This window comes from Tardiphaga sp. 215_C5_N2_1 (assembly GCF_052076055.1).
Classification (GTDB): Bacteria; Pseudomonadota; Alphaproteobacteria; order Rhizobiales; family Xanthobacteraceae; genus Tardiphaga; species Tardiphaga robiniae.
Window position 1 is genome coordinate 1,567,876 of record NZ_CP197240.1, and the last position, 21,597, is coordinate 1,589,472.

Annotated in this window: 21 protein-coding genes; 13 read left to right on the top strand and 8 right to left on the bottom strand. The window is 62.2% G+C overall.

Annotation, left to right across the window (positions count from 1 at the left end):
- Nucleotides 1-78 precede the first annotated feature (78 nt).
- Both AB7828_RS07365 and AB7828_RS07370 read left to right on the top strand, forming a co-directional pair.
- Nucleotides 79-1,053, top strand: coding sequence for a Bug family tripartite tricarboxylate transporter substrate binding protein (locus tag AB7828_RS07365; RefSeq protein ID WP_441229814.1), 975 nt, complete (start codon nt 79-81; stop codon nt 1,051-1,053).
- A 33-nt stretch (nt 1,054-1,086) separates the two neighbouring features.
- Nucleotides 1,087-1,404, top strand: coding sequence for an NIPSNAP family protein (locus AB7828_RS07370; RefSeq protein ID WP_441229815.1), 318 nt, complete (start codon nt 1,087-1,089; stop codon nt 1,402-1,404).
- Between the two features lie 232 nt (nt 1,405-1,636).
- Here the strand turns inward: AB7828_RS07370 and AB7828_RS07375 are convergent, their stop codons facing one another.
- A complete protein-coding gene (locus tag AB7828_RS07375) occupies nt 1,637-2,431 on the bottom strand; it encodes a class II aldolase/adducin family protein (RefSeq protein ID WP_068736808.1) in 795 nt (264 codons plus the stop codon).
- A 30-nt stretch (nt 2,432-2,461) separates the two neighbouring features.
- Nucleotides 2,462-3,445: a Bug family tripartite tricarboxylate transporter substrate binding protein gene (locus AB7828_RS07380; RefSeq protein WP_441229816.1), complete on the bottom strand. Its 984-nt coding sequence runs from the start codon at nt 3,443-3,445 to the stop codon at nt 2,462-2,464.
- A 330-nt stretch (nt 3,446-3,775) separates the two neighbouring features.
- Between AB7828_RS07380 and AB7828_RS07385 the strand changes: the two genes are divergently transcribed.
- Nucleotides 3,776-4,237 carry an MEKHLA domain-containing protein gene (locus AB7828_RS07385; RefSeq protein ID WP_441229817.1) on the top strand — a complete coding sequence of 154 codons (462 nt, stop codon included), beginning with the start codon at nt 3,776-3,778 and terminating at the stop codon, nt 4,235-4,237.
- Nucleotides 4,238-4,246: 9 nt separating this feature from the next.
- Here AB7828_RS07385 and AB7828_RS07390 read toward each other — a convergent pair whose 3' ends face one another.
- Nucleotides 4,247-4,951 (bottom strand): GntR family transcriptional regulator, encoded by a 705-nt coding sequence (locus AB7828_RS07390; protein ID WP_441229818.1) that lies wholly within the window; start codon nt 4,949-4,951, stop codon nt 4,247-4,249.
- A gap of 121 nt (nt 4,952-5,072) precedes the next feature.
- On the opposite strand from AB7828_RS07390, the gene AB7828_RS07395 reads away from it, so the two are divergent.
- The 7 genes from AB7828_RS07395 (at nt 5,073) to AB7828_RS07425 (ending at nt 12,070) form a co-directional block, all read left to right on the top strand.
- A complete protein-coding gene (locus tag AB7828_RS07395) occupies nt 5,073-6,047 on the top strand; it encodes a Bug family tripartite tricarboxylate transporter substrate binding protein (RefSeq protein ID WP_441229819.1) in 975 nt (324 codons plus the stop codon).
- A 57-nt stretch (nt 6,048-6,104) separates the two neighbouring features.
- Entirely contained in the window at nt 6,105-7,244 is a 1,140-nt protein-coding gene (locus AB7828_RS07400) for a mandelate racemase/muconate lactonizing enzyme family protein (protein ID WP_441229820.1), read from the top strand.
- A gap of 16 nt (nt 7,245-7,260) precedes the next feature.
- Nucleotides 7,261-8,166 (top strand): fumarylacetoacetate hydrolase family protein, encoded by a 906-nt coding sequence (locus tag AB7828_RS07405; RefSeq protein ID WP_120292425.1) that lies wholly within the window; start codon nt 7,261-7,263, stop codon nt 8,164-8,166.
- A gap of 1 nt (nt 8,167) precedes the next feature.
- Nucleotides 8,168-9,121 (top strand): hydroxyacid dehydrogenase, encoded by a 954-nt coding sequence (locus AB7828_RS07410; protein ID WP_309945745.1) that lies wholly within the window; start codon nt 8,168-8,170, stop codon nt 9,119-9,121.
- A 7-nt stretch (nt 9,122-9,128) separates the two neighbouring features.
- A complete protein-coding gene (locus AB7828_RS07415) occupies nt 9,129-10,268 on the top strand; it encodes a mandelate racemase/muconate lactonizing enzyme family protein (RefSeq protein ID WP_120292421.1) in 1,140 nt (379 codons plus the stop codon).
- Nucleotides 10,261-11,289, top strand: a complete 1,029-nt coding sequence (locus AB7828_RS07420; protein WP_441229821.1) for a Bug family tripartite tricarboxylate transporter substrate binding protein — start codon at nt 10,261-10,263, stop codon at nt 11,287-11,289. Before AB7828_RS07415 ends, AB7828_RS07420 begins: the two co-directional genes overlap by 8 nt.
- Nucleotides 11,290-11,488: 199 nt before the next feature.
- Nucleotides 11,489-12,070 carry a CPBP family intramembrane glutamic endopeptidase gene (locus AB7828_RS07425; protein WP_320444345.1) on the top strand — a complete coding sequence of 194 codons (582 nt, stop codon included), beginning with the start codon at nt 11,489-11,491 and terminating at the stop codon, nt 12,068-12,070.
- Between the two features lie 17 nt (nt 12,071-12,087).
- Here AB7828_RS07425 and AB7828_RS07430 read toward each other — a convergent pair whose 3' ends face one another.
- Nucleotides 12,088-12,369, bottom strand: coding sequence for a hypothetical protein (locus tag AB7828_RS07430; RefSeq protein ID WP_441229822.1), 282 nt, complete (start codon nt 12,367-12,369; stop codon nt 12,088-12,090).
- A 148-nt stretch (nt 12,370-12,517) separates the two neighbouring features.
- On the opposite strand from AB7828_RS07430, the gene AB7828_RS07435 reads away from it, so the two are divergent.
- On the top strand, nt 12,518-12,991 hold the full coding sequence (locus AB7828_RS07435) for a ClpXP protease specificity-enhancing factor SspB (RefSeq protein WP_441229823.1): 474 nt from the start codon (nt 12,518-12,520) through the stop codon (nt 12,989-12,991).
- A 5-nt stretch (nt 12,992-12,996) separates the two neighbouring features.
- On the opposite strand, the gene AB7828_RS07440 is transcribed toward AB7828_RS07435, so the two are convergent.
- The 4 genes from AB7828_RS07440 to AB7828_RS07455 all read right to left on the bottom strand — a co-directional run bounded on the left by AB7828_RS07440 (nt 12,997) and on the right by AB7828_RS07455 (nt 19,397).
- Nucleotides 12,997-13,863, bottom strand: a complete 867-nt coding sequence (locus AB7828_RS07440; RefSeq protein WP_441229824.1) for a tetratricopeptide repeat protein — start codon at nt 13,861-13,863, stop codon at nt 12,997-12,999.
- Nucleotides 13,864-13,930: 67 nt separating this feature from the next.
- Nucleotides 13,931-14,638 carry a GrlR family regulatory protein gene (locus tag AB7828_RS07445; RefSeq protein ID WP_093759064.1) on the bottom strand — a complete coding sequence of 236 codons (708 nt, stop codon included), beginning with the start codon at nt 14,636-14,638 and terminating at the stop codon, nt 13,931-13,933.
- A 193-nt stretch (nt 14,639-14,831) separates the two neighbouring features.
- Nucleotides 14,832-18,062: an efflux RND transporter permease subunit gene (locus tag AB7828_RS07450; RefSeq protein ID WP_093758337.1), complete on the bottom strand. Its 3,231-nt coding sequence runs from the start codon at nt 18,060-18,062 to the stop codon at nt 14,832-14,834.
- A 126-nt stretch (nt 18,063-18,188) separates the two neighbouring features.
- Nucleotides 18,189-19,397: an efflux RND transporter periplasmic adaptor subunit gene (locus tag AB7828_RS07455; protein ID WP_093758336.1), complete on the bottom strand. Its 1,209-nt coding sequence runs from the start codon at nt 19,395-19,397 to the stop codon at nt 18,189-18,191.
- A 199-nt stretch (nt 19,398-19,596) separates the two neighbouring features.
- Between AB7828_RS07455 and AB7828_RS07460 the strand changes: the two genes are divergently transcribed.
- Nucleotides 19,597-20,184: a TetR/AcrR family transcriptional regulator gene (locus tag AB7828_RS07460; RefSeq protein WP_068736841.1), complete on the top strand. Its 588-nt coding sequence runs from the start codon at nt 19,597-19,599 to the stop codon at nt 20,182-20,184.
- Between the two features lie 225 nt (nt 20,185-20,409).
- The gene (locus tag AB7828_RS07465; protein ID WP_441229825.1) at nt 20,410-21,558 is read left to right on the top strand and encodes an MFS transporter; all 1,149 of its coding nucleotides are present in this window, start codon (nt 20,410-20,412) and stop codon (nt 21,556-21,558) included.
- Nucleotides 21,559-21,597 lie beyond the last annotated feature (39 nt).

Consider the following 21,597-nt stretch of genomic DNA (forward strand, 5'->3'; position numbering starts at 1 on the left):
CGCCCACCGCCACGACCGCCACGCATCTGCGGAGCGCGCCGTCGGCAGGACATAAAAACAAGAGGCAGAGGAAACAAAATGCACAAAGCAATCATCCCGTTGCGGAGCCTCGTCGTGGCCGCAGCATTGGCCCTCACCTCAATCAGCGCGATGGCCGATTATCCAGAACGTCCCCTGCGCGTGATCGTGCCGTTCGCCGCCGGTGGTGCCACCGACGTGATCGCGCGCACCGTGGCGCAAGCCATGTCGGTACGGCTCGGCCAGTCGATCGTGGTGGAAAACAAGGCCGGCGCCAACGGCAATATCGGCGGTGCCGCGGCGGCGCGCTCGGAGCCCGACGGCTATACGCTGCTGATGGCCACATCGAGCCACGCGATCAATGCATCGCTCTACCAGAAGCTCAGCTACAGCCTCACCCGCGATTTCGCGGCCTTGTCGAACCTGGCGTCGGTGCCCCTGCTGCTGGTGGTGCACCCGTCGGTGCCAGTCAATTCGGTGAGCGAACTCGCCGCTTACGCCAAGGCCAATGCCGCGAGCGTCAACTATGCATCGGGCGGCGTGGGCACCGCGTCCCATCTGTCCGGCGAGCAGTTCAGCACACTGGCTGGTGCGAAGATCACGCACGTCGCTTACAAGGGCGGCGCGCAGGCGCTCAACGATATGATCGGCGGACAGGTGCAGATCATGTTCGCCAACCTGCCCGAAGTTCTCTCTCTGGTGCAGAGTGGCAAGCTCAAGGCGCTGGCGGTGACGGGCAGCACGCGCCACGCCGCCTTGCCCGACGTGCCCGCTTTCTCAGAAACCCCGTATCCCGGCATGAACTTACGCTCGTGGTTCGGCCTGTTCGCACCGGCCGGCACGCCCCCTGCGATCGTCGAGAAGCTTGCGCAGACCATCGTTCAGAGCGTGGCCGACCCCGCCGTCCAGGAGCGGCTGAAAGGGCTCGGCGCCGACCCTGTCGGTGACGACCAGGCGACATTCCAGAAATACGTGAACGACGAGGTGGCGCGCTGGGCCGTGCTTGTTAAGCAGTCCGGCGCCACCGCCGAATGACCCTATTGATCCGCCACCGCTCGAGGAAACCCCATGCTGCTTGACGTTCGCACCTACACCTGCCGCCCCGGCACCATCAAGAAACACCTGGCGCTGTATGCCGAGCACGGCTACGAGATCCAGAGCCGCCATCTGGGCAAGCCGCTGGCCTACATGCAAACCGAGACCGGCAACGTCAACAGCTACATGCACATCTGGGTTTATGACAGCGCAGCCGATCGCGAGGCCAAGCGCCAGGCGCTGCAGAAGGACCCGGCCTGGGCCGACTACCTGAAGATCAGCGCCGAGGCCGCCTATCTCATCAGCCAGGAGAACCAGCTGATGACGCCGGTGTCCTTCTTCAAGCCGTAGGCGGACCTGCAGTCGCGCATCTGACTGCCGAACCTATGATGCGCCGCATTCTTGATGCCGCGCATCCCTTCCGTTCATCAGGTGGATGCCACGCCTGCGGGCCCGGCAGCCGCGGAGCCTGCTAGAGCATGATCCCGAAAAGTGGACACCGGTTTTCGGACAAGATCATGCTCTCATAGAGAAAATAGCTAGAGTCTGATCCATCGAAGATGGATCAGACTCTAGCGCAAGCTCAGTTGCGATAGGACGGATCGACCCGGTCGAGCTTGCGGAGCAGCGCCGGCCAGGCCAGTTCGCCGCTGAGGCCCGGAACATTGTCGCGTGGCTTCATGCGGTCATAGGTATCCTGCAGGACCTTCTGTGGCGGCGTGATCAGCTTGGTGTTGCACGACAGCGCTGCAACCTGAACCTGACAGGCCCGCTCCATCCGGAACAGTACGTTGAAAGCCGCGGCGATGGTCTTGCCGACCACCAGCAGGCCGTGATTGCGCAGCACCATCGCCTCGTGATTGCCGAGATGCGCGATCAGTCGTTCCCGCTCTTCTGGATTGTCCGCGATGCCCTCGAAGTCATGATAGGCGACATGAAGGAAGCGCATGCAGGTCTGCGCCACCGGCAACAACCCGCATTCCATCGCCGATACAGCCATGCCGGCCACGGTATGAGTATGCGCGACGCAATCGACATCGTGACGCGCCATGTGAATGGCACTGTGGATCACAAAGCCCGCAGCATTCACAGCGTAGTCGGACGCGTTGAACAGCGTGTTGCCGTCGAGGTCGATCTTGACGAGGCTCGACGCATCGATCTCCTCATAGAGCATGCCATAGGGATTGATCAGGAACTGATCTTCCGTTCCCGGCACGCGGCAGGAGATATGGTTGGCGATCATCTCGGTCATGCCGTACATCGCCGTGAGACGGTAGCAGGCTGCGAGATTGACGCGCGACTGCCACTCCTCGGGACTGACCTGATCCTGCACCGAACGGACGACTTTCACGGCGGGTGAGCTGACGGCTGCATTCATTGATGTTCTCCCTTGATCTTGTTCATGCGGTCAGTCGACCGTGATGTTGGCTTCGCGAATGAGTTTGCCCAGGCGGTCGCGCTCGCTCTTCACATGGGTTTCGAGTTCTGCCGGCGTCATCGACCACGGCTGATTGCCGATCGGCTCCATCTTCTTTGCAAATTCCGGCGTCTTGACGATGCGGGTGATGGCAGCGCTCAACCTGTCCAGTGCTGGCTGCGGCGTACCCGCGGGCGCGAAGACTGCGAACCATGTCGCGCCGACGATCGAGGGGAATCCGAGCTCCTTGAAGGTCGGCACATCAGGCAATTGCGGAAGGCGCTCCTCGGACAAGACCGCCAGCGCGCGGTACATGCCCGCCTTGTGGTTTGGCACGGTATTGGTCAGCGCCTCTACATTGCTGTCGACGATGCCCGCAAGCATGTCGTTCATCGCCGGCGCAGCACCGCGATAGTGTACATGCTGCAGCTTCACGCCGAGTCCGCGGGCCACGATCTCACCCATGAGGTGCACGGTGCTACCCGGTCCGTTGGTGGCATTGTTGACCTTGCTCGGATTGGCCAGCGCATAGGCACGAAACGCCGCGACGTCGGCGGCCGGAAAGTCCTTCTTCACGACGAAGGCAAACGGCACCTTCACCACCATCGCGACCGGCGCAAAGTCCTCGAGCTTGTATTTGATGGAGGCCAGCAGATGCGGGTTGGTCGTGAAGGTCGTCGCGCTGGCGAATAGAAGCGTGTAATCGTCCTTGTCGGCGCCGGCCACGACTTGCGCACCGATCGATGTGCTGGCGCCGCCGCGATTCTCGATCACCACCTGCTTGCCGAGTTCGGTGCTGAGCTGTTCGGTGAGGATGCGCGCGACGATGTCGGTCGTTCCGCCGGGCGGAAATGGCACGACCATGGTGATGTTGCGCTCGGGATATTGCTGCGCCTGCCCTGGCGCTACGGCGAACAGCGATGCGGCAAGGACCGCGGCGATGGCAAACCATCGCCCCTTCTTGTTGTTGCTCACGTTTTCTCCCTTTGCGCCGGTCCATTGGGCTTTCGCCTGGAACGACATTTTCGGGAGAGGCTAAAACAAGAGCCCAGCCGATGCGACGACTAAATAAGCCGGGCAGCTATCGGATTACACGGGACGCGCAATCGACGAAGGGGACGCAGCCGTCTCGGTGAATCAATATGCACCGTGGCGTTCGAAAACAGGTTGATCACGACCTGATCCTTCCTGCCGACCGATAGCGGCTGCTCCATGCATTCCGGGGCAGTCAGCACCGCTTTCGCTGCCGATGTCGTATAGAGCTATGCGGGCTATGTCCTCATAGCCTATCCCCGAGAGAGTCCCGTGACCGCTCCGACGCCCCCTGCTTTCGCACTCGATGCACCCTTCTTCAAACTCCTCACCGGGAGCTATCTCCGCACCATCGGGAAGTCCCTGTTGGCGCCTGCGCAAGATGCAGCGTGGCTCTACAGCGACGCACCATTCGCGGTGCTCGCACATAGTACCGCCGCCGATCCGGTCTTCGTCTATGCCAATAGAACCGCACAGCGCTGCTTCGAATATGGCTGGGAGGAATTCATCACCATCCCGTCGCGCCTCTCGGCAGAAGCGCCGAACCGCGACGAGCGCCAGCGCCTGCTCGATGCCGTCGCTCGTAACGGCTTCATCGACAATTATCGCGGCCTGCGGATCGCAAAATCCGGCCGGCGCTTCTGGATCGAAGGCGGCATCGTCTGGGAACTGAGAGACGAGAACGGCGAGCGATGCGGTCAGGCAGCGCTGTTCACGTCATGGACGGATGTGTGAGCGCGGCAGCTACGACGTCGCCAGCGCCTCGCGCAGCGGCCGGCGCAACTGTCCGTTGGCATCGGCAAGGCTTGCGAGATAGTCGGCCGCCTCGGTGATATCGGCGACAATCTCGCGCTCGGCGGCATCGGCATCGCCTGCGACGATGGCCTTGAGCGCCGCCGTGTGGTGATCCCAGCCCTTCAGCAGCACGACATATTCGGGAATCACGAAAGACAGCGCCGGGCCGCAGCGCAGCCACATATTCTCGATGGTCTCGACGAGGATCGGGACGCCCGACATCGCATAGATCTCGAAGTGAAACTGGCGATGATAGTCGAGATAGCTTTCGAGATTTTTTGCGGCGATCAGCGACTGCATCGTCGCCAGCAGTGACTTCAGACGTTCGAGTCCTGCCGCGCTGCGCCGGGTCGCGGCTTCCCGCGCCGCCTGTCCCTCCAGCGCACAGCGCACCACGGTCAGATCCGCGAGTTCACTCGCAGTCAGATGCGGGACGATCGCCGCATTGCGCGGTCCCTGCTGCAACACGCCCTGTGCGACGAGCCGGGTGACTGCATCACGTACAGGCGTGATCGACGTGCCGAAGCTCTCCGCGAGCGCGCGCAAGGTCAGCACCGTGCCCGGCGCGAAACGGCCAGCCAGCAGCGCGTCCCGGAGCTGCGCATGCGCCAAGTCCCAGAGCGGTTCGCGTTCGATCCGTTTCAGTGCGGTCATTCTGTGCTCGCTACCTCACCCCATTGAGTCCCGCAAATTCATGTCCCGCAACCGCGGTGAGTTGTTCCATTGACCCCTAAAGATGTTTGTTATAACAAACACCAAAAATGGGAGGAAAACAATGTTTGTTCAACGCGTCAGCTTTGCCGCGCTCGGATTGGTATTGGGATGCTGGTCCCTGCCTGCTCACGCGCAATCCAACTTTCCGCAGAAGGACATCACCTTCATCGTGCCGTGGAATGCTGGCGGCTCCAACGACGTGGCCGCACGTGCGCTGGACCCCATCCTGCGCGAGCACGGCATCAAGATCGTGATCGAGAATGTCGTCGGCGCCACCGGCGTCATCGGTATGAAACGCGTCGCGAGTTCCGCTCCGGATGGCTACACGATCGGCATGGGGACCAGTTCGACGCTGGCGCTGATCGCCCAGAACAAAGCGAACGGACTCACCAACAGCAATTTCACCCACATCGCGCGCGTCTCGACCGATCCCCTGATGCTGCTCGTGCCTTCCACCGGCACGATCAAGGCCCTCCCCGACTACATCGCCAACATGAAGGCGAAGCCCGGCAAGGTCACCATCGGCACGCCCGGCAACTACAATCTCAACCACATCTTCGCATCGATGACGGCACGTGCGGCCGGCGTCGACTATGTCAACGTTCCCTATACCGGCGGCTCGAAAGTCGTTGCCGATCTGATCGGACAACATGTCGACTCCGGTGTGCTCAAGCCGTCGGAAACGCTCGGCCAGATCCAGGAAAAACTGCTCACGCCCATCGGCATCTTCGCCAATGAGCGGCTCGAAATGTTTCCGGATGTCCCGACCTTCAAGGAAAAGGGCATCGACGTCTTCCCATATGGGCCCGTCGTACAGATGGCCTATGTGGTCGGCCCGGCGAACCTGCCTGACGATGTCCGCGCCAAGCTGACCACCGCATTCCGCGCCGCCATCCAGGACCCGCGCTTCAAGGAATTCGCCAAGAAAAACGTCTTCCTGGTCGACGACGTGACCGGCGACGCGCTCGCCAAGGAAGTCGACGGCGTCGCCGCCGCGATCGGCAAGGTCGCCGCGCAAACTTTCCCGAAAGAATAAACGCGACCGGCACCCGCCGGCCGCATCCACCTGATTGATCTCGACGAGGACACCACATTGGATATCAAGAAGATCACCTGCCATGTCGTCGCCGCTCCCGTGCAGCGTCCGTTCACGTCCTCACGCGGCTGGCTCTACACGACGCGTGGCACCTGCCTCGTTGAAATCGAAACGAGCGACGGCATCGTCGGCTGGGGCGAATGCTACGGCCCCTCCGCTGTCGCCAAGGCCTTCATCGACACCCAGCTGGCGCCGCGCGTCATCGGCCGCGATCCCTTCGATGTCGAGGTGATCTGGGAAGATCTCTACAACCGCATCAAGGACTATGGCCCGAAGGGCATGTCGATCGCCGCCATCAGCGGCATTGACATCGCGCTCTGGGACATCATCGGCAAGGCCTGCAACAAGCCGGTGCACAAGCTGATCGGCGGCGCCTTCCGCACCGAAGTCGATTGCTATGCGACGGGCCTATACTTCACCGACATGGAACGTCTTATCGATGAAGCAGTCGAGGAAGCCGTCGGTTACAAGAAGGCCGGCTTCAAGGCGATCAAGATGAAGATCGGCCTCGGCTCCATCAAGCGCGACTATGAGCGCGTCAAGGCCGTGCGCGAAGCCATCGGCTCCGACATCAAGCTGATGGTCGACGCCAATCACTGCCTCACGGTGCCCGCAGCGATCAAGCTCGGCCGCAAGCTCGAAGAGCTCGATATCGAATGGTTCGAGGAGCCGATCTCGCCGGAGGATATCGACGGCTATATCGAAGTCACCCGCGCACTCGACATGGCGGTCGCCGGCGGCGAGAACGAATTCACCCGCTGGGGATTTCGCGACGCCATCGTGCGCAAGGCGATGGACATCGTGCAGCCGGACGTCTGCGCCGCCGGCGGCATCACCGAATGCAAGAAGATCGCAGCGCTCGCCAGCACCCATGGCGTCGAATGCGTGCCGCATGCCTGGGGCTCGGTGGTCGGCCTCGCCGCCACGATCCACTTCCTCGCCTCGATCCCGAACCAGCCGCCCAGCTTGTTCCCGATGCCGCCGATGCTCGAATTTGAACAGGAAGAAAACCCGTTCCGCGACCATCTCGCGAAAACACCGATCCAGCAGGTCAACGGCGTCATCGCTGTCCCGACCGGCGCAGGCCTCGGCGTCGAGGTCGACCGCGCGGTGATCGACAAGTATCGCGTAGCGTGATGACGAGGACGCACGCATGAAGTTTGTCACCTTCGTCGAGTCCGGCCTGACGCGCGCCGGCGTCCTTGTGGGCGACGCCACGCGTCCGACTGATATTGTCATCGATCTGGCTCACCCGGCGATGCGGGTGGGCCTCAACGGCATAGCACCACAAATTCAGGCGTTTCTCGACGCAGGTCTTGGCAAGGTCGTCAGCATCATCACGGCTCACGGGCTGGCCGATGCCGCGCGGTTGACTGCGGACCGAGTGACGTTGCTGGCGCCGCTCCCCGCGCCGCGGCGCATCTTCGGGATCGCTCACAACTATCGCGACGCGGTTGCCGAACGTGGCATCGTCCCGCCATCCGAACCGGTCCTGTTCATGAAAGCTGCGCGCACGGTCATTGCCGCCGGCCGGTCGATCATCCTGCCCGCAGGGATCGGCGGCGTCACCTATGAGGCCGAACTCGCCGCCGTGATCGGCAAGCGCGCCGTGAATGTCTCGAAGGAACAAGCACTCGAATGCGTCGCGGCCTATGGTTGCTTCAATGACATCAGCGCCAGCGAAATGATCAAGGCCGACGGCCATTTCGACCGCGGCAAGAACATTTCGAGTTTCGGCCCGTTCGGACCGTTCCTCGCCTCATCTGACGAGATCGCCGATCCGCAGGCGCTGCAGGTGTCGCTGACCATCGACGGCAAGGTACTGCAGAAGGGATCGACCAAGGACATGATCTTCGGCGTTGCCGACCTCGTGTCCTGGCTGTCGCATCGCGGGCCGCTTGAGCCTGGCGACGTCATTGCGACCGGAACGCCGGCTGGCGTCGCGGCCATGCACAAGCCACCAGCCTGGCTGAAACCCGGCTCGACCGTGACCGCCAGTGTCGAGCGACTTGGCCAGCTCGCCAATCCCATTACCGAAGGACCGGCTTTCGATGCCTGACATGCCCACCGTTCTCCTGACTAACCCGATGCATGCCGATGGCGAAGCGATCCTGTCGCCGCATGCGCGGCTGATCACGGCGCCCGATACCAAGCCGGACACGCTGCGCGCATGGGCGAAAGACGCCAACGGCATCATCGTACGCGCAAAACTGCCCGACGACATCGTCGATCACGCGCCGCGCCTGAAGGGCATGGTCCGTCACGGCGTCGGCCTCGATTTCATCCCCGTCGATGCGGCCACGGCGCACGGTGTCGCCGTCGCCAACCTGCCCGGCAGCAACACGAGCGCAGTCGCGGAATATGCGATGTCGGCGCTGCTGCATCTGCGGCGTCCGATCCATCTCATGAACGGACTGATACGCGATAAAGGCTGGGGCGCGTCGCGCGCGACAGCCGAGACCTTCACTGAACTGAACGGCTCGACACTCGGCATTCTTGGCGTCGGCACGATCGGCCGCCGCGTCGCGCAGATTGCCAGGCAAGGTTTTGGCATGAAGGTGATCGGCACATCGCGGCGCAAGGGATCGCTTCCCGCCGATGTCGAGGAAGTCTCGCTGGATCAATTGTTCGCGCGCAGCGATGCCCTCGTGATCTGCTGTTCACTGACCGATGAAACGCGCGGCCTCGTCAATGCCGCGCGCATCGGCCAGATGAAGCCCGATGCGGTTCTGGTCAACGTTTCGCGCGGCGCCGTCGTCGAGAACGCCCCGCTGATCGCCGCGCTCAAGGCGAGCAAACTCGGCGGCGCGGCGCTCGATGTGTTCGACATCCAGCCCCTGCCTGCGGATGACACTCTGTTCGATTGTCCGAACGTGCTGCTGACGCCGCATTCGGCAGCGATCACCGCGAGCAGCAGCCGCGGCATGGCAGTCGGTGCTGCCGAAGAAATGCTGCGCATTCTGCGCGGCGAACAACCGCTCAATCTCGTCAATCCCGATCACAAGGCAGCGTGAGGCTCCCATGAAGATTAGTGCGATCAAAGCCGTTCCGATTTCCTATCGCGTCCCACAGGGACAAAACGTCCGTCTCGGCATTGGCCGCGCTGTCAAGCGTGACGCAGTGCTGGTGAAGGTCACGACCGACGAGGGCATCACCGGCTGGGGCGAAGCGCATCACGGCCGCTGCCCGGGTGCGATCGCCAAACTCATCGACACGACTATCGCCGAACTCGTCATCGGGATGGACGCGATGAATGTCGTCGGAGTGTGGCACCGCGTCTATCAGATGCAGTTGTCGAGCCATGGCATGGGCTATGCCGCGGCCATGGCGCTAAGCGGTCTCGATCTCGCGCTGTGGGATATCCGCGCCAAGGCAGCCGGCTGGCCGCTCTACAGACTGCTCGGCGGCGCGTCGAAGCCGATCAAGGCCTATGCCGGCGGCATCTCGCTCGGCTGGCAGGCGCCGGAGTCGCTCGCCGAGGAAGCGCAGGGTTACGTCGCGAAAGGATACCGCGCGGTGAAGCTGCGTGTCGGCGATAATCCGCGCGATGACGTCGCCCGCGCCACGGCCGTGCGCAAGGCTGTTGGCGACAGCATCGAGATCCTCGTCGACGCCAATACCGGCTACACGCTCGACGATGTGCGCCGCGTGATGCCGGCCTATGACGATCTGCAGATCGGCTGGCTCGAGGAACCGTTCCCCGCACTCGACTATCGCTCCTATCAGGCCGCCGCCGCGATGGGCTCGACGCCGCTCGCCGCCGGCGAGAACCACTTCACGCGCTACGAGTTCAATCGCCTGATCGAGGACCGCGCCGTGAGTTTCGTGCAGCCTGACCTGTCGAAGACCGGCGGAGTCACCGAGTCCATGCGCATCGCCGGCATGACCCAGGCGTGGAAGCTCTCCTTCAATCCGCACACCTCGGCGACTGGCATCAACATGGCGGCGACCATCAACGTGCTCGCCGCTGTCGAAGACCCCGGCTATTTCGAAGGCGACGTCGCCAAGCACAATCCGTTCCGGGATGAAGTTGGTGGCATTCCCTGCAAACTCGACGCCAATGGCTGCGTCGCTCCGTCGGAGATCCCAGGCCTCGGCGTCGAGATCGACGAAGCCTTCATCAATGCACATCCGCTGATCGAGGGTCCCTGCTATGTCTGATCCGCGACGGGCTGAAGTTGTAGTGCGCGCCTCGCGTCTCGTTCACTTCGCCTGCCGCGCGCTCATTCTCCTGCTGGCCGGCACCGCCTGCGTTCATGCGCAAGCGACAGCACCAGCGGGCGAGACCTATCCCAGCAAAACCATCAAATATATCGTCCCCTATCCGCCCGGCGGCTTCAACGACACGCTCGGGCGGATCTTCGCGCAGAAACTGCAGGACGCCTTCGGCGTTCCCGTCGTGGTCGAGAACAGGCCCGGCGGCGGCACGCTGATCGGCACCGAAGCGGTCGCCAAGTCCGCACCCGATGGCTACACGCTACTCGGTATCGCCTTCCCGTTCGGCTCCAATCCGAGCATCTACAAGAACCTGCCCTATGACACCGTGAAGGACTTCACGCCGCTGGTCTTTGCAGGGCAGACGCCGAATCTGCTGGTCGTCAAACCGTCCCTGCTAATCAACTCCATCAAGGAGCTGATCGATTACGCACGTCAGAATCCCGGCAAGGTGACCTACGGCTCGACCGGCATCGGCTCCTCGAACCATCTGTCGATGGAACTGTTCAAGAGCCTCGCAGGCATCGACATCGTGCACGTTCCCTACAAGGGCAGCGCGCCGATGGTGAACGACATGCTTGGCGGCCATATCGATGTTGCCTTCGACAACACGCCCAATGTGCTGCCGCAGGTGAACGGCGGAAAGCTTCGTGCCCTTGGAGTGAGCAGCAAGATACGATCGACACTCGCGCCCGACGTTCCCACCGTCTCCGATGCCGGCGTGCCCGGCTACGAGGTCAATGTCTGGTTCGGCGTCGTCGGTCCCGCGGGCATGCCCGACCAGATCGTGCGCAAGCTCAATACCGAAATGAATGCGATCCTCAAGCAAGAGGACGTCAGGCGTCGCTTCATCGACCAAGGCGTCGAACCCGTGGGCGGGACGCCTGGCCAGTTTGCGGAACACATCAAGACCGAGATCCAGAAATGGGCCAGGGTCGTGAAGGACGCCGGCATCAAACCGGAATAGAGGGTCGTGGCAATCCGCCGCCGGCATTGTCATTAATCGACGTTCAAAGTGCGCCGCTTCGGCCGGCGCGTTCCACCATATCGACGATCACGCTTTCGTCGCTCGCGGCCTTGTGTCGCCACTCCGCCCTTAAACCACCACATGATTTCAGCTATAGAACATCATGACGGTTTTACGACAGAAACGATTTCAATGGCGATTGATCGCTCCACTGCCGGGATTTGCCGCGCTGCTGCTGGCGCCTGGTCTCGCCATTCACTGGGGCTTTCTGCCGTTTGAATATCGCATTCCCGCGTTGCTGCTGGTGTCCGTGCTGTGCATCGCGCTGTGCCTTCTGGCCGGCTTCTCGGTCGCGGAACTCGGCCTCAGCCGTCCCTCTGACATCAGGCACTGGCTGTTCTGTGCCGCGATCACGGCAGGCATTGCGGCGATCATGGTGGCGCAGACCCGGTTTCTCACCTTCGACCACAAGCCACCGGTCTGGCTCAGCTTTGCGCCGTTCTATGTCCTGGTCTCGAGCCCCTGCCAGGAAGTCGTGTGCCGATCGATTCCGAAACTGATGACCGACCGATTGCAGGTCAGGCCATGGACCTATGTGATCTACTCCTCGGCGGTATTCTCGCTGATCCACATCGCCTATGGCGATAGCGTGCTGCTGCTCAACACGTTCCTGGTCGGCATCGTCTGGGGGTTCGCCTATCTGCGAATGCGCAACATCTGGCCGGTGATCCTGTCGCATGCCGCGATCGGCACGCTGGCCTTCTCGCTCGGGCTGGCCTGATTCAGATTTGCCTGAGCCTAGCGATCGTATCCGCCACCGAAGCTGCTCTTGATCTGATGCAGCAGCGTCAGCACCCAGCATAGCGCGAAGGCTCCCGCGAGCCCGTAAGCCGTGCGGCGATCGATCACCGACAGGCCGGTCCAGAGATAGATGCGATAAAGCCAGAGGCTGGCAAGACCGACGCCCAATAAGCACACCAGCAGTTTGACGAAGCGCGCATTGGCCACACCTACCGCGGCAAACAGGATGGTCAGCGGCACCAGAAACAACTGACAGATGGCAATCAGGCTTTCGTTCACAGGCGGCTCCAGGGAAACGCAAAAGGCGACTCAGAGCCGGGAGTTTAGGCTGCCAATTTCAAACAAATGGTTGCGGACGCATGCGGCAGAAAATCGCTGCCATGGTCGAGCGTCATGAACCCGCTCACTCCCGCCGCGACAAAGGATCATGACCCCGTCCTTGCCTCGCGACATCCGCACCCTCGCCGCATCACTCGCCGCTGCCATGATGATGCTGGCCGCGCTCACATCACACGCGGCAGCACAGCAGCCCTGCACCACCGACCCGCTCGCCCAATATGCCGAGGTGAGATTCACGCTTGCCGACGTCGCTAGACGCGGTCTGCGGGGCCGTCATTATTACGAAATCACTTTCAAAACCGCGTTCGACGGCGTCATCGTGCCCGATGCCCAGCGCGCCAAATATCCTGAAGACATGACGTTCGTGCTGCAGCACCAGTTCGAGCGACTGAACGTCACCGCGGATCGCTTCAGCGTCAACCTGTGGTTCAAGGGGATCAAGTCGCGCGTCACGGTGCCGTTCAACGCCGTCACCTATTTCGTTGATCCGTCGGTGAATGACCGGCGCGAATTCGACGTGGGTACGCCGGCGCGCGCCTGCGACAGACCGCAGTCAGGCTAGGCTGATCAGAAGCACATATTGCTGACCACGTTGCCGCGCTTGTCCTTGAGCACATAAGGGCACTTGATGCGTTCTAGCGCCTTCTTCGCATCGTCGTCGCCGAGCGCTGCGGCCTTCTCATAATAGGCCTTCGCGGCATCCTTATCCGACGCACCACCGCGGCCGCTTTGCGCGAACGCGCCCATGCGCTCCAACGCGCCCGCATGGTTCTGTGCTGCCGCCTTCTCGAACAGGCTGCGTGCCGCAACATCGTCTTTCGCGCCGCCGATGCCTTCCGACAGCATCATGCCGAGCTGATATTGCGCCTCGGCATTGGTCTCCGCGGATTTCGCCAGCAATTGCCGTGCACGCACCGGGTCTGAACCCGCGCCTGCGCCTCCGGATAGTGCCGCAAGATTGCTGACACCGCGCGGATTGCCGGCTTCAGCCGCGCGTTCGAACAGTTTGCGCGCTTGCGCCTCGTCGCGCGCGACGCCGGTTCCGTTGCCATAGGCGACGCCGAGTTCGACCATGGCGGAGGTACTGCCTTTGTCAGCCGCCTTGCGCCATGCCGCGAGCGCCTCAGCTGCCTGCGCATTGGCCGCGTAAGCACGCCCGAGCTGGAACATCGCACGGCGCGACCCGCCGGACGCGGTCCGGCAGAATTTGATGGCGGTGGCAATATCGGCTTTGGCAATATCGGCCACGCCCTTCACATCGGCAGGCTTGTCGGGATCGGCAGGATCGGCCGCGAGGCGATCGCACAGAACCAGATCGGCGGACTGGGCCTGCACACGCGTCGGCGCGGACAGCACAGCCAGTCCGGCGGCGATACCGAGCAAACAGATCAGAGGCGTCGCACCGATACGCTGGGTCATGGTTTTCGTCGCCATCTGTGTCATTCGCCGGTGACATTACGGACAGGCGCGCAACCCATCAAGCCGTGCGCCAGCCTGGAACTTACACGGCCTTGCGGATCAGCTTCAGCACTGCCTGCAACCGCAGGCTCCGTTTGCCGGCCAGCGCCGTGGCTTCCAGTTCGGCGCCGGTTTCGTCGCAGGTGCCGGAAAAGCCGATACCGATTTCATGGCCGCCGAAGACCGGGTTCTCGCCCTTTGCCGGCGTGTGCTCCTGATTGAGCATCTCGCCCTTCCAGCGTCCGTCCGCGGAGGAATAGGCGCCGAGATAATAGAAGAACGCGTCTCCGCCGAGGATGCGGCCGTCATGCAGCAGCATCACGCCGTTGAGCCCGCCATCGATGCCGTCAAGTGTGCGCAGATGGATCGAATACAGCCCGTTGGCGATGCCACCCGCACCGATCGGTCCGGCCGGAGGCATCTCGCCGTCATCGATCGTCGTCATGACCGACTCGAATTTCGCACCCGGCATTTGCGGCGACGAACCCTGAAAACGATAGGTGTCGCCATAGGGCCGGCCGGTGACGCTGATGGTCGCCACATCCTGGCCGAGCAGCGAGGGATAGTTGGGATCGTTCATGTGGCGGCGGCTCTCGATCTCCGCCACCACCTCGTCACCCCGGAGCTCATAGCTGCCGATATGGGCAAAAGCGGAATTGCCGCCGAGCATGCTGCCATGCTCGACAAACATCACACTGCGACCGACCGCCTCATCAACCCGGTATTCGCATTTGTAGAAGCCCGTCCGCAACCTGTCATTCCCCTGCAGTGCCTTTCGCATTGTAGCGGAAGATGTGCAGTGGAGGAAAGCGCACCCGGCCAATTGGGGGCGATTCCAACAGTCTTGGACGCAGGCTACGCAATTCCTCGCCTCAGAATGGGTCGAAACGGCGCATCCGTGGACCAGCAGCCCTCGTCAGGCGTTACCTTACGCCTCCCGCGCGTCACGAATGCGATGTGGCATGCGGGCGCGATTCTGCTTCGTGCGATCCCGGTGCCAGCGGCGCCGCCTGATCGACCGTCGCTTCGCCATGCTGGGTCAGCGGACGGTTGCCTGCCATGGCACGCAGCAACACATAGAACATCGGCGTGAAGAAGATGCCGAAGGCCGTGACGCCGATCATGCCGGCGAACACCGCGACACCCATGGCATGACGCATCTCCGAGCCTGCGCCAGTGGACGTCACCAGCGGCACGACGCCCATGATGAAGGCCAGCGACGTCATCAGGATCGGCCGCAACCGCAGACGGCTGGCCTCGATCGCGGCCTGGATCGGTGTCCGCCCGGCAAATTCCAGCTCGCGGGCAAACTCCACGATCAGGATGGCGTTCTTCGCCGACAGACCCACCAACACGATCAAACCAATCTGGGTGAAGACGTTGTTGTCGCCCTTGGTCAACCAGACGCCGAACATCGCCGCCAGCAAGCCCATCGGCACAATCATGATGATCGACAATGGCAGTGTCAGGCTTTCGTATTGCGCGGCGAGCACCAGGAACACCAGCAGCATCGCCACCGGGAACACGATCAGCGACGAATTGCCGGCGATTATTTCCTGATAGGTCAGTTCAGTCCATTCGAAGTCGATGCCCTTGGGCAGCGTCTCCTTGGCGACACGCGCCACGGCGTCCTGCGCCTGGCCAGTGGAATAGCCGGGCGCAGCGCCGCCATTGATGTCGGCCGACAGGAAACCGTTGTAGCGCATGGCGCGCTCCGGCCCTGCACTTTCCTTAACGCGCAGCAGCGTCGAGAGCGGGATCATCTCGTTGCTGTCGGAGCGAACTTTCAACTGGCCAATATCGTCGGCCCGCGCCCGGAATTTGGCGTCAGCCTGGACGCGCACCGAATAGGTGCGACCGAATTTGTTGAAGTCGTTCACATAGAGCGAGCCGAGATAGATCTGCATCGTGTCGAACACCGAGGTAACCGGCACGTTGAGCTGCCGCGCCTTGGTGCGATCGACATCCGCATAGAGCTGCGGCACATTGATCTGATAGCTTGAGAACAGACCGGCCAGCTCCTTCTGCTGCATTGCCTTGCCGATAAAAGCCTTGGTGGCGTCGTTCAGCGCCTCATAGCCGAGACCGGCGCGATCCTCGATCTGCAGCTTGAAGCCACCGATCGTGCCAAGACCCGACACAGGCGGCGGCGGGAACATGGCAATAAAGGCGTCCTGAATGCCGGCAAACTTCTTGTTCAGCGACAACGCAATGGCATTTCCGCTCAGGCTCGGATCCTTGCGTTTGTCAAACGCATCCAGACCGATGAAGACGATGCCGGAGTTGGACGAGTTGGTGAAGCCGTTGATCGACAGGCCCGGAAACTGGATCGAATTCTCGACGCCGGGCTCCTTCTGCGCAATCTCGCCCATGCGACGGATCACCTCTTCGGTACGATCCAGCGTAGCGCCGTCGGGGAGCTGCGCAAACCCGACCAGATACTGCTTGTCCTGACCGGGCACGAAACCGCCCGGGACTGCGTGGAACAGATACCCGGTAACACCAATCAGCAGAACGTAGATTCCCATCACCGCCGCGCGGCGCGAGACGACGCGCTTCACGCCGCCGCTATAAGCGTCGGAGCTTCTGGCAAAGAAGCGGTTGAAGCGGACGAAAAACCAGCCGAGCGTCTTGTCCATGAAGCGCGTCAACGCATCCTTCGGCGCGTCATGGCCTTTCAGAAGCAGCGCGGCGAGTGCTGGCGACAGTGTCAGCGAATTGAAGGCGGAGATCACAGTCGAGATCGCCACCGTCAGCGCGAACTGCTTGTAGAACTGCCCGGTCAGGCCGGTGATGAAGGCCAGCGGCACGAACACCGCGACCAGCACCAGTGCGATCGCGATGATCGGGCCGGTCACTTCGCGCATGGCCTGATAGGCTGCGCTCTTCGGATCGAGCCCGCGCTCGATATTGCGCTCAACATTCTCGACCACGACGATGGCGTCGTCGACGACGATGCCGATGGCCAGCACGAGGCCGAACAGTGTCAGCGCATTCACCGAAAAGCCGAACACATGCATCACGGCGAAGGTGCCGACCACCGATACCGGCACGGCGATCAGCGGGATGATCGAGGCTCGCCACGTCTGCAGGAACAGGATGACGACGAGCACCACCAGTGCGATGGCCTCGAGCAGCGTATGGATCACCGCCTCGATCGAGGCGCGAACGAATTGCGTGGGGTCGTAGACGATGTCGTAGGTGACACCGTCCGGCATGTTTTCCTTCAGCTCCTTCATCGTCTTGCGCACGTTGTCGGAAATCTGAATCGCGTTCGAGCCGGGCGACTGGAAGATCGGAACCGCCACTGCGGACTTGTTGTTCAGCAGCGAGCGCAGTGCATAGTCGGCGGCGCCGAGTTCGATACGGGCGATGTCGCGCAGCCGCGTCACCTCGCCATTGTCACCGTTCTTGACGATGATCTCGCCGAACTCTTCTTCGGTCTGCAGGCGTCCCTGTGCATTGATGGAGAGCTGTAGATCGAGGCCTGGCTCATTGGGCGAACCGCCCACCTGCCCCGCTGCCGCCTGCACGTTCTGCGCACGGATCTCACGCACCACGTCGCCGGGCGACAGACCGCGCTCGGCGACCTTCTGCGGATCGAGCCAGACGCGCATGGAGTAGTCGCCCGAGCCGAACAGCTGAACCTGACCGACGCCTTCGATGCGCGCGAGGCGATCCTTGACGTTGAGCACGGCGTAGTTACGCAGATAGGTCATGTCATAGCGGTCATTCGGCGACAGCAGATGTACGACCATGGTGAGGTCTGGCGCGCTCTTGATCGTCGTCACGCCCAGCGCGCGCACTTCCGCCGGCAAGCGCGGCTCGGCCTGCGAGACGCGGTTCTGCACCAGCTGCTGCGCCTTGTCGGGATCGGTGCCAAGGCGGAAGGTGACGTTGAGCGTCATCCTGCCGTCGGTGGTCGCCTGGCTGCTCATATAAAGCATGTTCTCGACGCCATTGATCTGCTCTTCGATCGGCGTCGAGACCGTTTCCGCAATCACCTTTGGATTGGCACCGGGATAATTCGCTGTCACCACCACGGTCGGCGGCGCGACTTCCGGATATTCGGAGATCGGTAGCACCGGCATCGACAACAGGCCGGCGAGAAAAATCACCGTCGACAACACGCCGGCAAAGATCGGACGATCAATAAAGAATTTTGAAAAGTTCATGGCGCTATTCCGTGATGATCCAGACCTGCGGGATACAAGGGCCCCGCGCGGCCGATCGCTCGACCTCGATGACGTGCTGTGTATTAGGAAGAGCGCCCTGCCCGCCTGCGGACAGGGCGGTCGTTATCAGTTCTGCGCGACGGCCTTGATCGAGACGAGAGACGCGGCGTTCATCGCCACCATCTCCGGCTTGATGGTCACACCCGGCCGCACGCGCTGAAGTCCGTTGACGACGATCCGTTCACCGGCTTTGAGGCCGTTGAGGATCACGCGCATGCCATCAACCGAGGGCCCCAGGATCACTTCGCGATATTGCGCCTTGTCCTTGGCATCGACCACCATGACGAACTTCTTGTTCTGGTCGGTGCCAACTGCCCGCTCGCTAATCAGCAGCGTCTGTTCTGCCTTCGGCTGGCCCATTGTGAGCCGCGCGAACTGGCCGGGCATCAAGCGACCATCGGCATTGTCGAACATCGCACGCACCCGCACCGTGCCGCTGCGCGGATCGACCTGATTATCGATGAACTGCATGCGGCCCTTCACCGGTGCGCTATCAGTGACGGTGGTCATGTGAACCGGGATGCGGTCGATATCGCCCGGCGTCTTCTCGTCTGCCAGCGTCTTCAGCGCGCGCGACACCACCTGTTCGTCGGCATTGAAGCTTGCATAGATCGGATTGACCGAGACCAGCGTCGTCAGCAGCGGCGCGGACGGGCCGGCCGAAATCAGGTTGCCGACGGTGATCTCCACCTTGCCGACCCGGCCCGCGACCGGCGCGCGCACCTCAGTGTAGCTGAGATTGAGCTCGGCGGTCTTGAGCGCGGCTTCTGCAGCCTTGAGGTTGGCTTCGGCCTCACGATACGCATTGATACGATTGTCGAGGTCGCGCTGGGTGATGCTGGAGCTGGTCAGTTGCTGACCGCGGTCGAAATCGGCCTTAGTCAGGATCAGGCGCGCCCGCGACGCGGACACCTGCCCTTGGGCGCGATCGACATCTGCGGCGTAGAGCGCCGGATCGATCAGCACGAGCAGGTCATCTTTCTTGACCAGCGCGCCTTCGCGAAAGTGGATCTCCTGGACGGCGCCTGCGACGCGGGAGCGAATCTCCACGCGCTCGATGGCCTCAAGGCGGCCCGAGAACTCGTCCGAAGGCGCCGTGGCCTTGGCTTCCACCAGGGCAACCGAAGCCTGAACAGCAGCGGGAACAACCGCACCGGACTCGGCTTGAGCTGCAACGCTGGACAGATTCATCAGCGCCGCACCGCCGCCAACGGCGACCGCTACCAACGCGATTCCGGCGCCAAAAGCGATCTTGCGAGGGAGATTATGTGCCATTGTGAACCCCATTTAATCTGCGTAGGCCTTGTAAAGCCCTGTCATTTCAGTAGCTAAGCTGTACATTCCGCGTCTGGCCGGTCCCGCCGGGCATCTCGCTGCAACGCACACATTCGTAACGTCCGGTATAGATGGACTATCGACATCCACTGTCAAGAGACTTATCTACTGAACGGTAGAAAACTTTGGAGGGCCCGTCGTGGCACTGGGACGTCCTCGTGAATTCGATACCGACACGGCCCTCGACCTCGCGCTGCATGTGTTCTGGCGCAAGGGTTACGAAGGCGCGTCGATGGCCGACCTCACCGAAGCCATGGGCATCACCAAGCCCAGTCTCTATGCAGCGTTTGGCAACAAGGAAGATCTGTTCCGCAAGGCGCTGGATCGCTACGTCGATGGCCCCGGCGGCTATTTCCGCACCGGCCTGGAGAAGGCCACGGCCCGCGAAGCGGTCGAACATATCCTCTACGAATCCGTTGAGGCGGTGACTGATCCCAGGAATCCCGGTTGTCTCGCGGTCCAGGGCGCCCTCTGCTGCGGTGATGCCGCGGAGACGATCAAGCAGGAACTGATGGCGCGTCGCTCGAAGAGCGAGGACGATCTGCGCCTTCGCTTCACACGCGCCCTCGCCGAAGGCGATCTGCCAGCCGACGCGGATGCCGGCGATCTCGCTCGCTACGTGTCTGCCATCTTGCAGGGCATGGCCGTGCAAGCCGCAGGCGGCGCACCGCGCGAGCAATTGCGAAAACTCGCCGACATGGCCATGCGCAGCTGGCCTCCGGTCTGAGCCGTCCGCCTGCATTTTATGCTGAGATCGCACTGCCGGCCTATTGTCCGCTGACAGCCGCTCCATCGAAACGCCTCTCGACAGTTTGATGACCGAGGCGCGCAATGCTGCCTCCCCCGCGAGGCGGTCGCCAAATCGCTGAGGTCGTGGCACATCTCCTGATATTGCATCGCAATATTTCCGCTCAGGAGAATACCCATCCGACTATCCCTTCCTATTCTCGCATTGGCTGCGGCATCTTTCGGCATCGGCACGACCGAGTTCGTCATCATGGGCCTGCTGCCCGACGTCGCGCGCAGCCTGTCGGTGACCATCCCGCAAGCCGGCTATCTCGTGTCGGGTTATGCATTGGGCGTCGTGATCGGCGCACCCATCGTGGCAATGGTGACCGCAGGCATCCCGCGCAAGACTGCTCTCCTGGCTCTGATGGCGCTGTTCACGATCGGTAATCTCGGCTGCGCCCTCGCGCCGGATTACTGGTTGCTGATGACCGCGCGCGTGGTCACTGCCTTTGCCCATGGCGCGTTCTTCGGAATTGGCGCCGTCGTTGCCAGCAATCTGGTGCCACGTGAGCAGCGCACGCAAGCGGTGTCGTTGATGTTCGCCGGCCTTACGCTGGCCAATGTGCTCGGTGTGCCATTCGGCACAGCTCTGGGACAGGCCGCCGGATGGCGTGCGGCATTCTGGGCGGTCATGGTGATCGGTATCGTTGCGTTCCTCGCGATCACGCGTTTCGTTCCATCGGGCATGCCGGGCACACGCGGCGGACTGGCGAAAGAGTTTCGCGCCTTGGGCCGCTGGCCGGTGCTGCTGCCGATGCTGATCTCTACCATGGCTTCAGTCAGCATGTTCAGCCTGTTCACCTACATCACGCCGCTGCTCGAAGAGGTCACCGGCCTCACGCCGCATGGCGTGACCGGCGCACTGCTGGCGATCGGCGTCGGTCTCACCATCGGCAATCTGATCGGCGGCCGCCTCGCCGACCGCAACCTGCTCTCGACCATCATCGGTGCATTCATCTGCCTCGTCATCGTGCTCGGCGCACTTGCGCTTGTGGTGCACATGACGCTTCCGACCCTGGTGCTGCTGATCCTGTGGGGCGGTATCGCCTTCGCGCTGGTCTCGCCGCTGCAGATCTGGGTGGTCGATGCCGCCACGGATGCGCCGAACCTCGCCTCGACCCTGAACCAGGGCGCGTTCAATCTCGGCAATGCCACCAGCGCATGGATCGGCGGCGTGGCGCTGAATGCCGGCATGCATTATGCGCAGCTTCCGCTGCTCGCAGCGCTCGTTGCCATGGTCGGGCTTGGGCTCACGCTGAGCAGTCTCATTGACCGCCGGATCTTGCCGGCGCAAATCAGTCCGGCAGAATAGCGCCGCGACGGCATAAACACTTTTTCGCATTTTCAAGGA

Coding starts and splice junctions, on each gene's coding strand:
- AB7828_RS07365 (WP_441229814.1), top strand. CDS start 79: ATGCACAAAGCAATCATCCCGTTGCGGAGCCTCGTCGTGGCCGCAGCA.
- AB7828_RS07370 (WP_441229815.1), top strand. CDS start 1,087: ATGCTGCTTGACGTTCGCACCTACACCTGCCGCCCCGGCACCATCAAG.
- AB7828_RS07375 (WP_068736808.1), bottom strand. CDS start 2,431: ATGAATGCAGCCGTCAGCTCACCCGCCGTGAAAGTCGTCCGTTCGGTG.
- AB7828_RS07390 (WP_441229818.1), bottom strand. CDS start 4,951: ATGACCGCACTGAAACGGATCGAACGCGAACCGCTCTGGGACTTGGCG.
- AB7828_RS07395 (WP_441229819.1), top strand. CDS start 5,073: ATGTTTGTTCAACGCGTCAGCTTTGCCGCGCTCGGATTGGTATTGGGA.
- AB7828_RS07405 (WP_120292425.1), top strand. CDS start 7,261: ATGAAGTTTGTCACCTTCGTCGAGTCCGGCCTGACGCGCGCCGGCGTC.
- AB7828_RS07410 (WP_309945745.1), top strand. CDS start 8,168: ATGCCCACCGTTCTCCTGACTAACCCGATGCATGCCGATGGCGAAGCG.
- AB7828_RS07415 (WP_120292421.1), top strand. CDS start 9,129: ATGAAGATTAGTGCGATCAAAGCCGTTCCGATTTCCTATCGCGTCCCA.
- AB7828_RS07420 (WP_441229821.1), top strand. CDS start 10,261: ATGTCTGATCCGCGACGGGCTGAAGTTGTAGTGCGCGCCTCGCGTCTC.
- AB7828_RS07435 (WP_441229823.1), top strand. CDS start 12,518: ATGACCCCGTCCTTGCCTCGCGACATCCGCACCCTCGCCGCATCACTC.
- AB7828_RS07440 (WP_441229824.1), bottom strand. CDS start 13,863: ATGGCGACGAAAACCATGACCCAGCGTATCGGTGCGACGCCTCTGATC.
- AB7828_RS07450 (WP_093758337.1), bottom strand. CDS start 18,062: ATGAACTTTTCAAAATTCTTTATTGATCGTCCGATCTTTGCCGGCGTG.
- AB7828_RS07455 (WP_093758336.1), bottom strand. CDS start 19,397: ATGGCACATAATCTCCCTCGCAAGATCGCTTTTGGCGCCGGAATCGCG.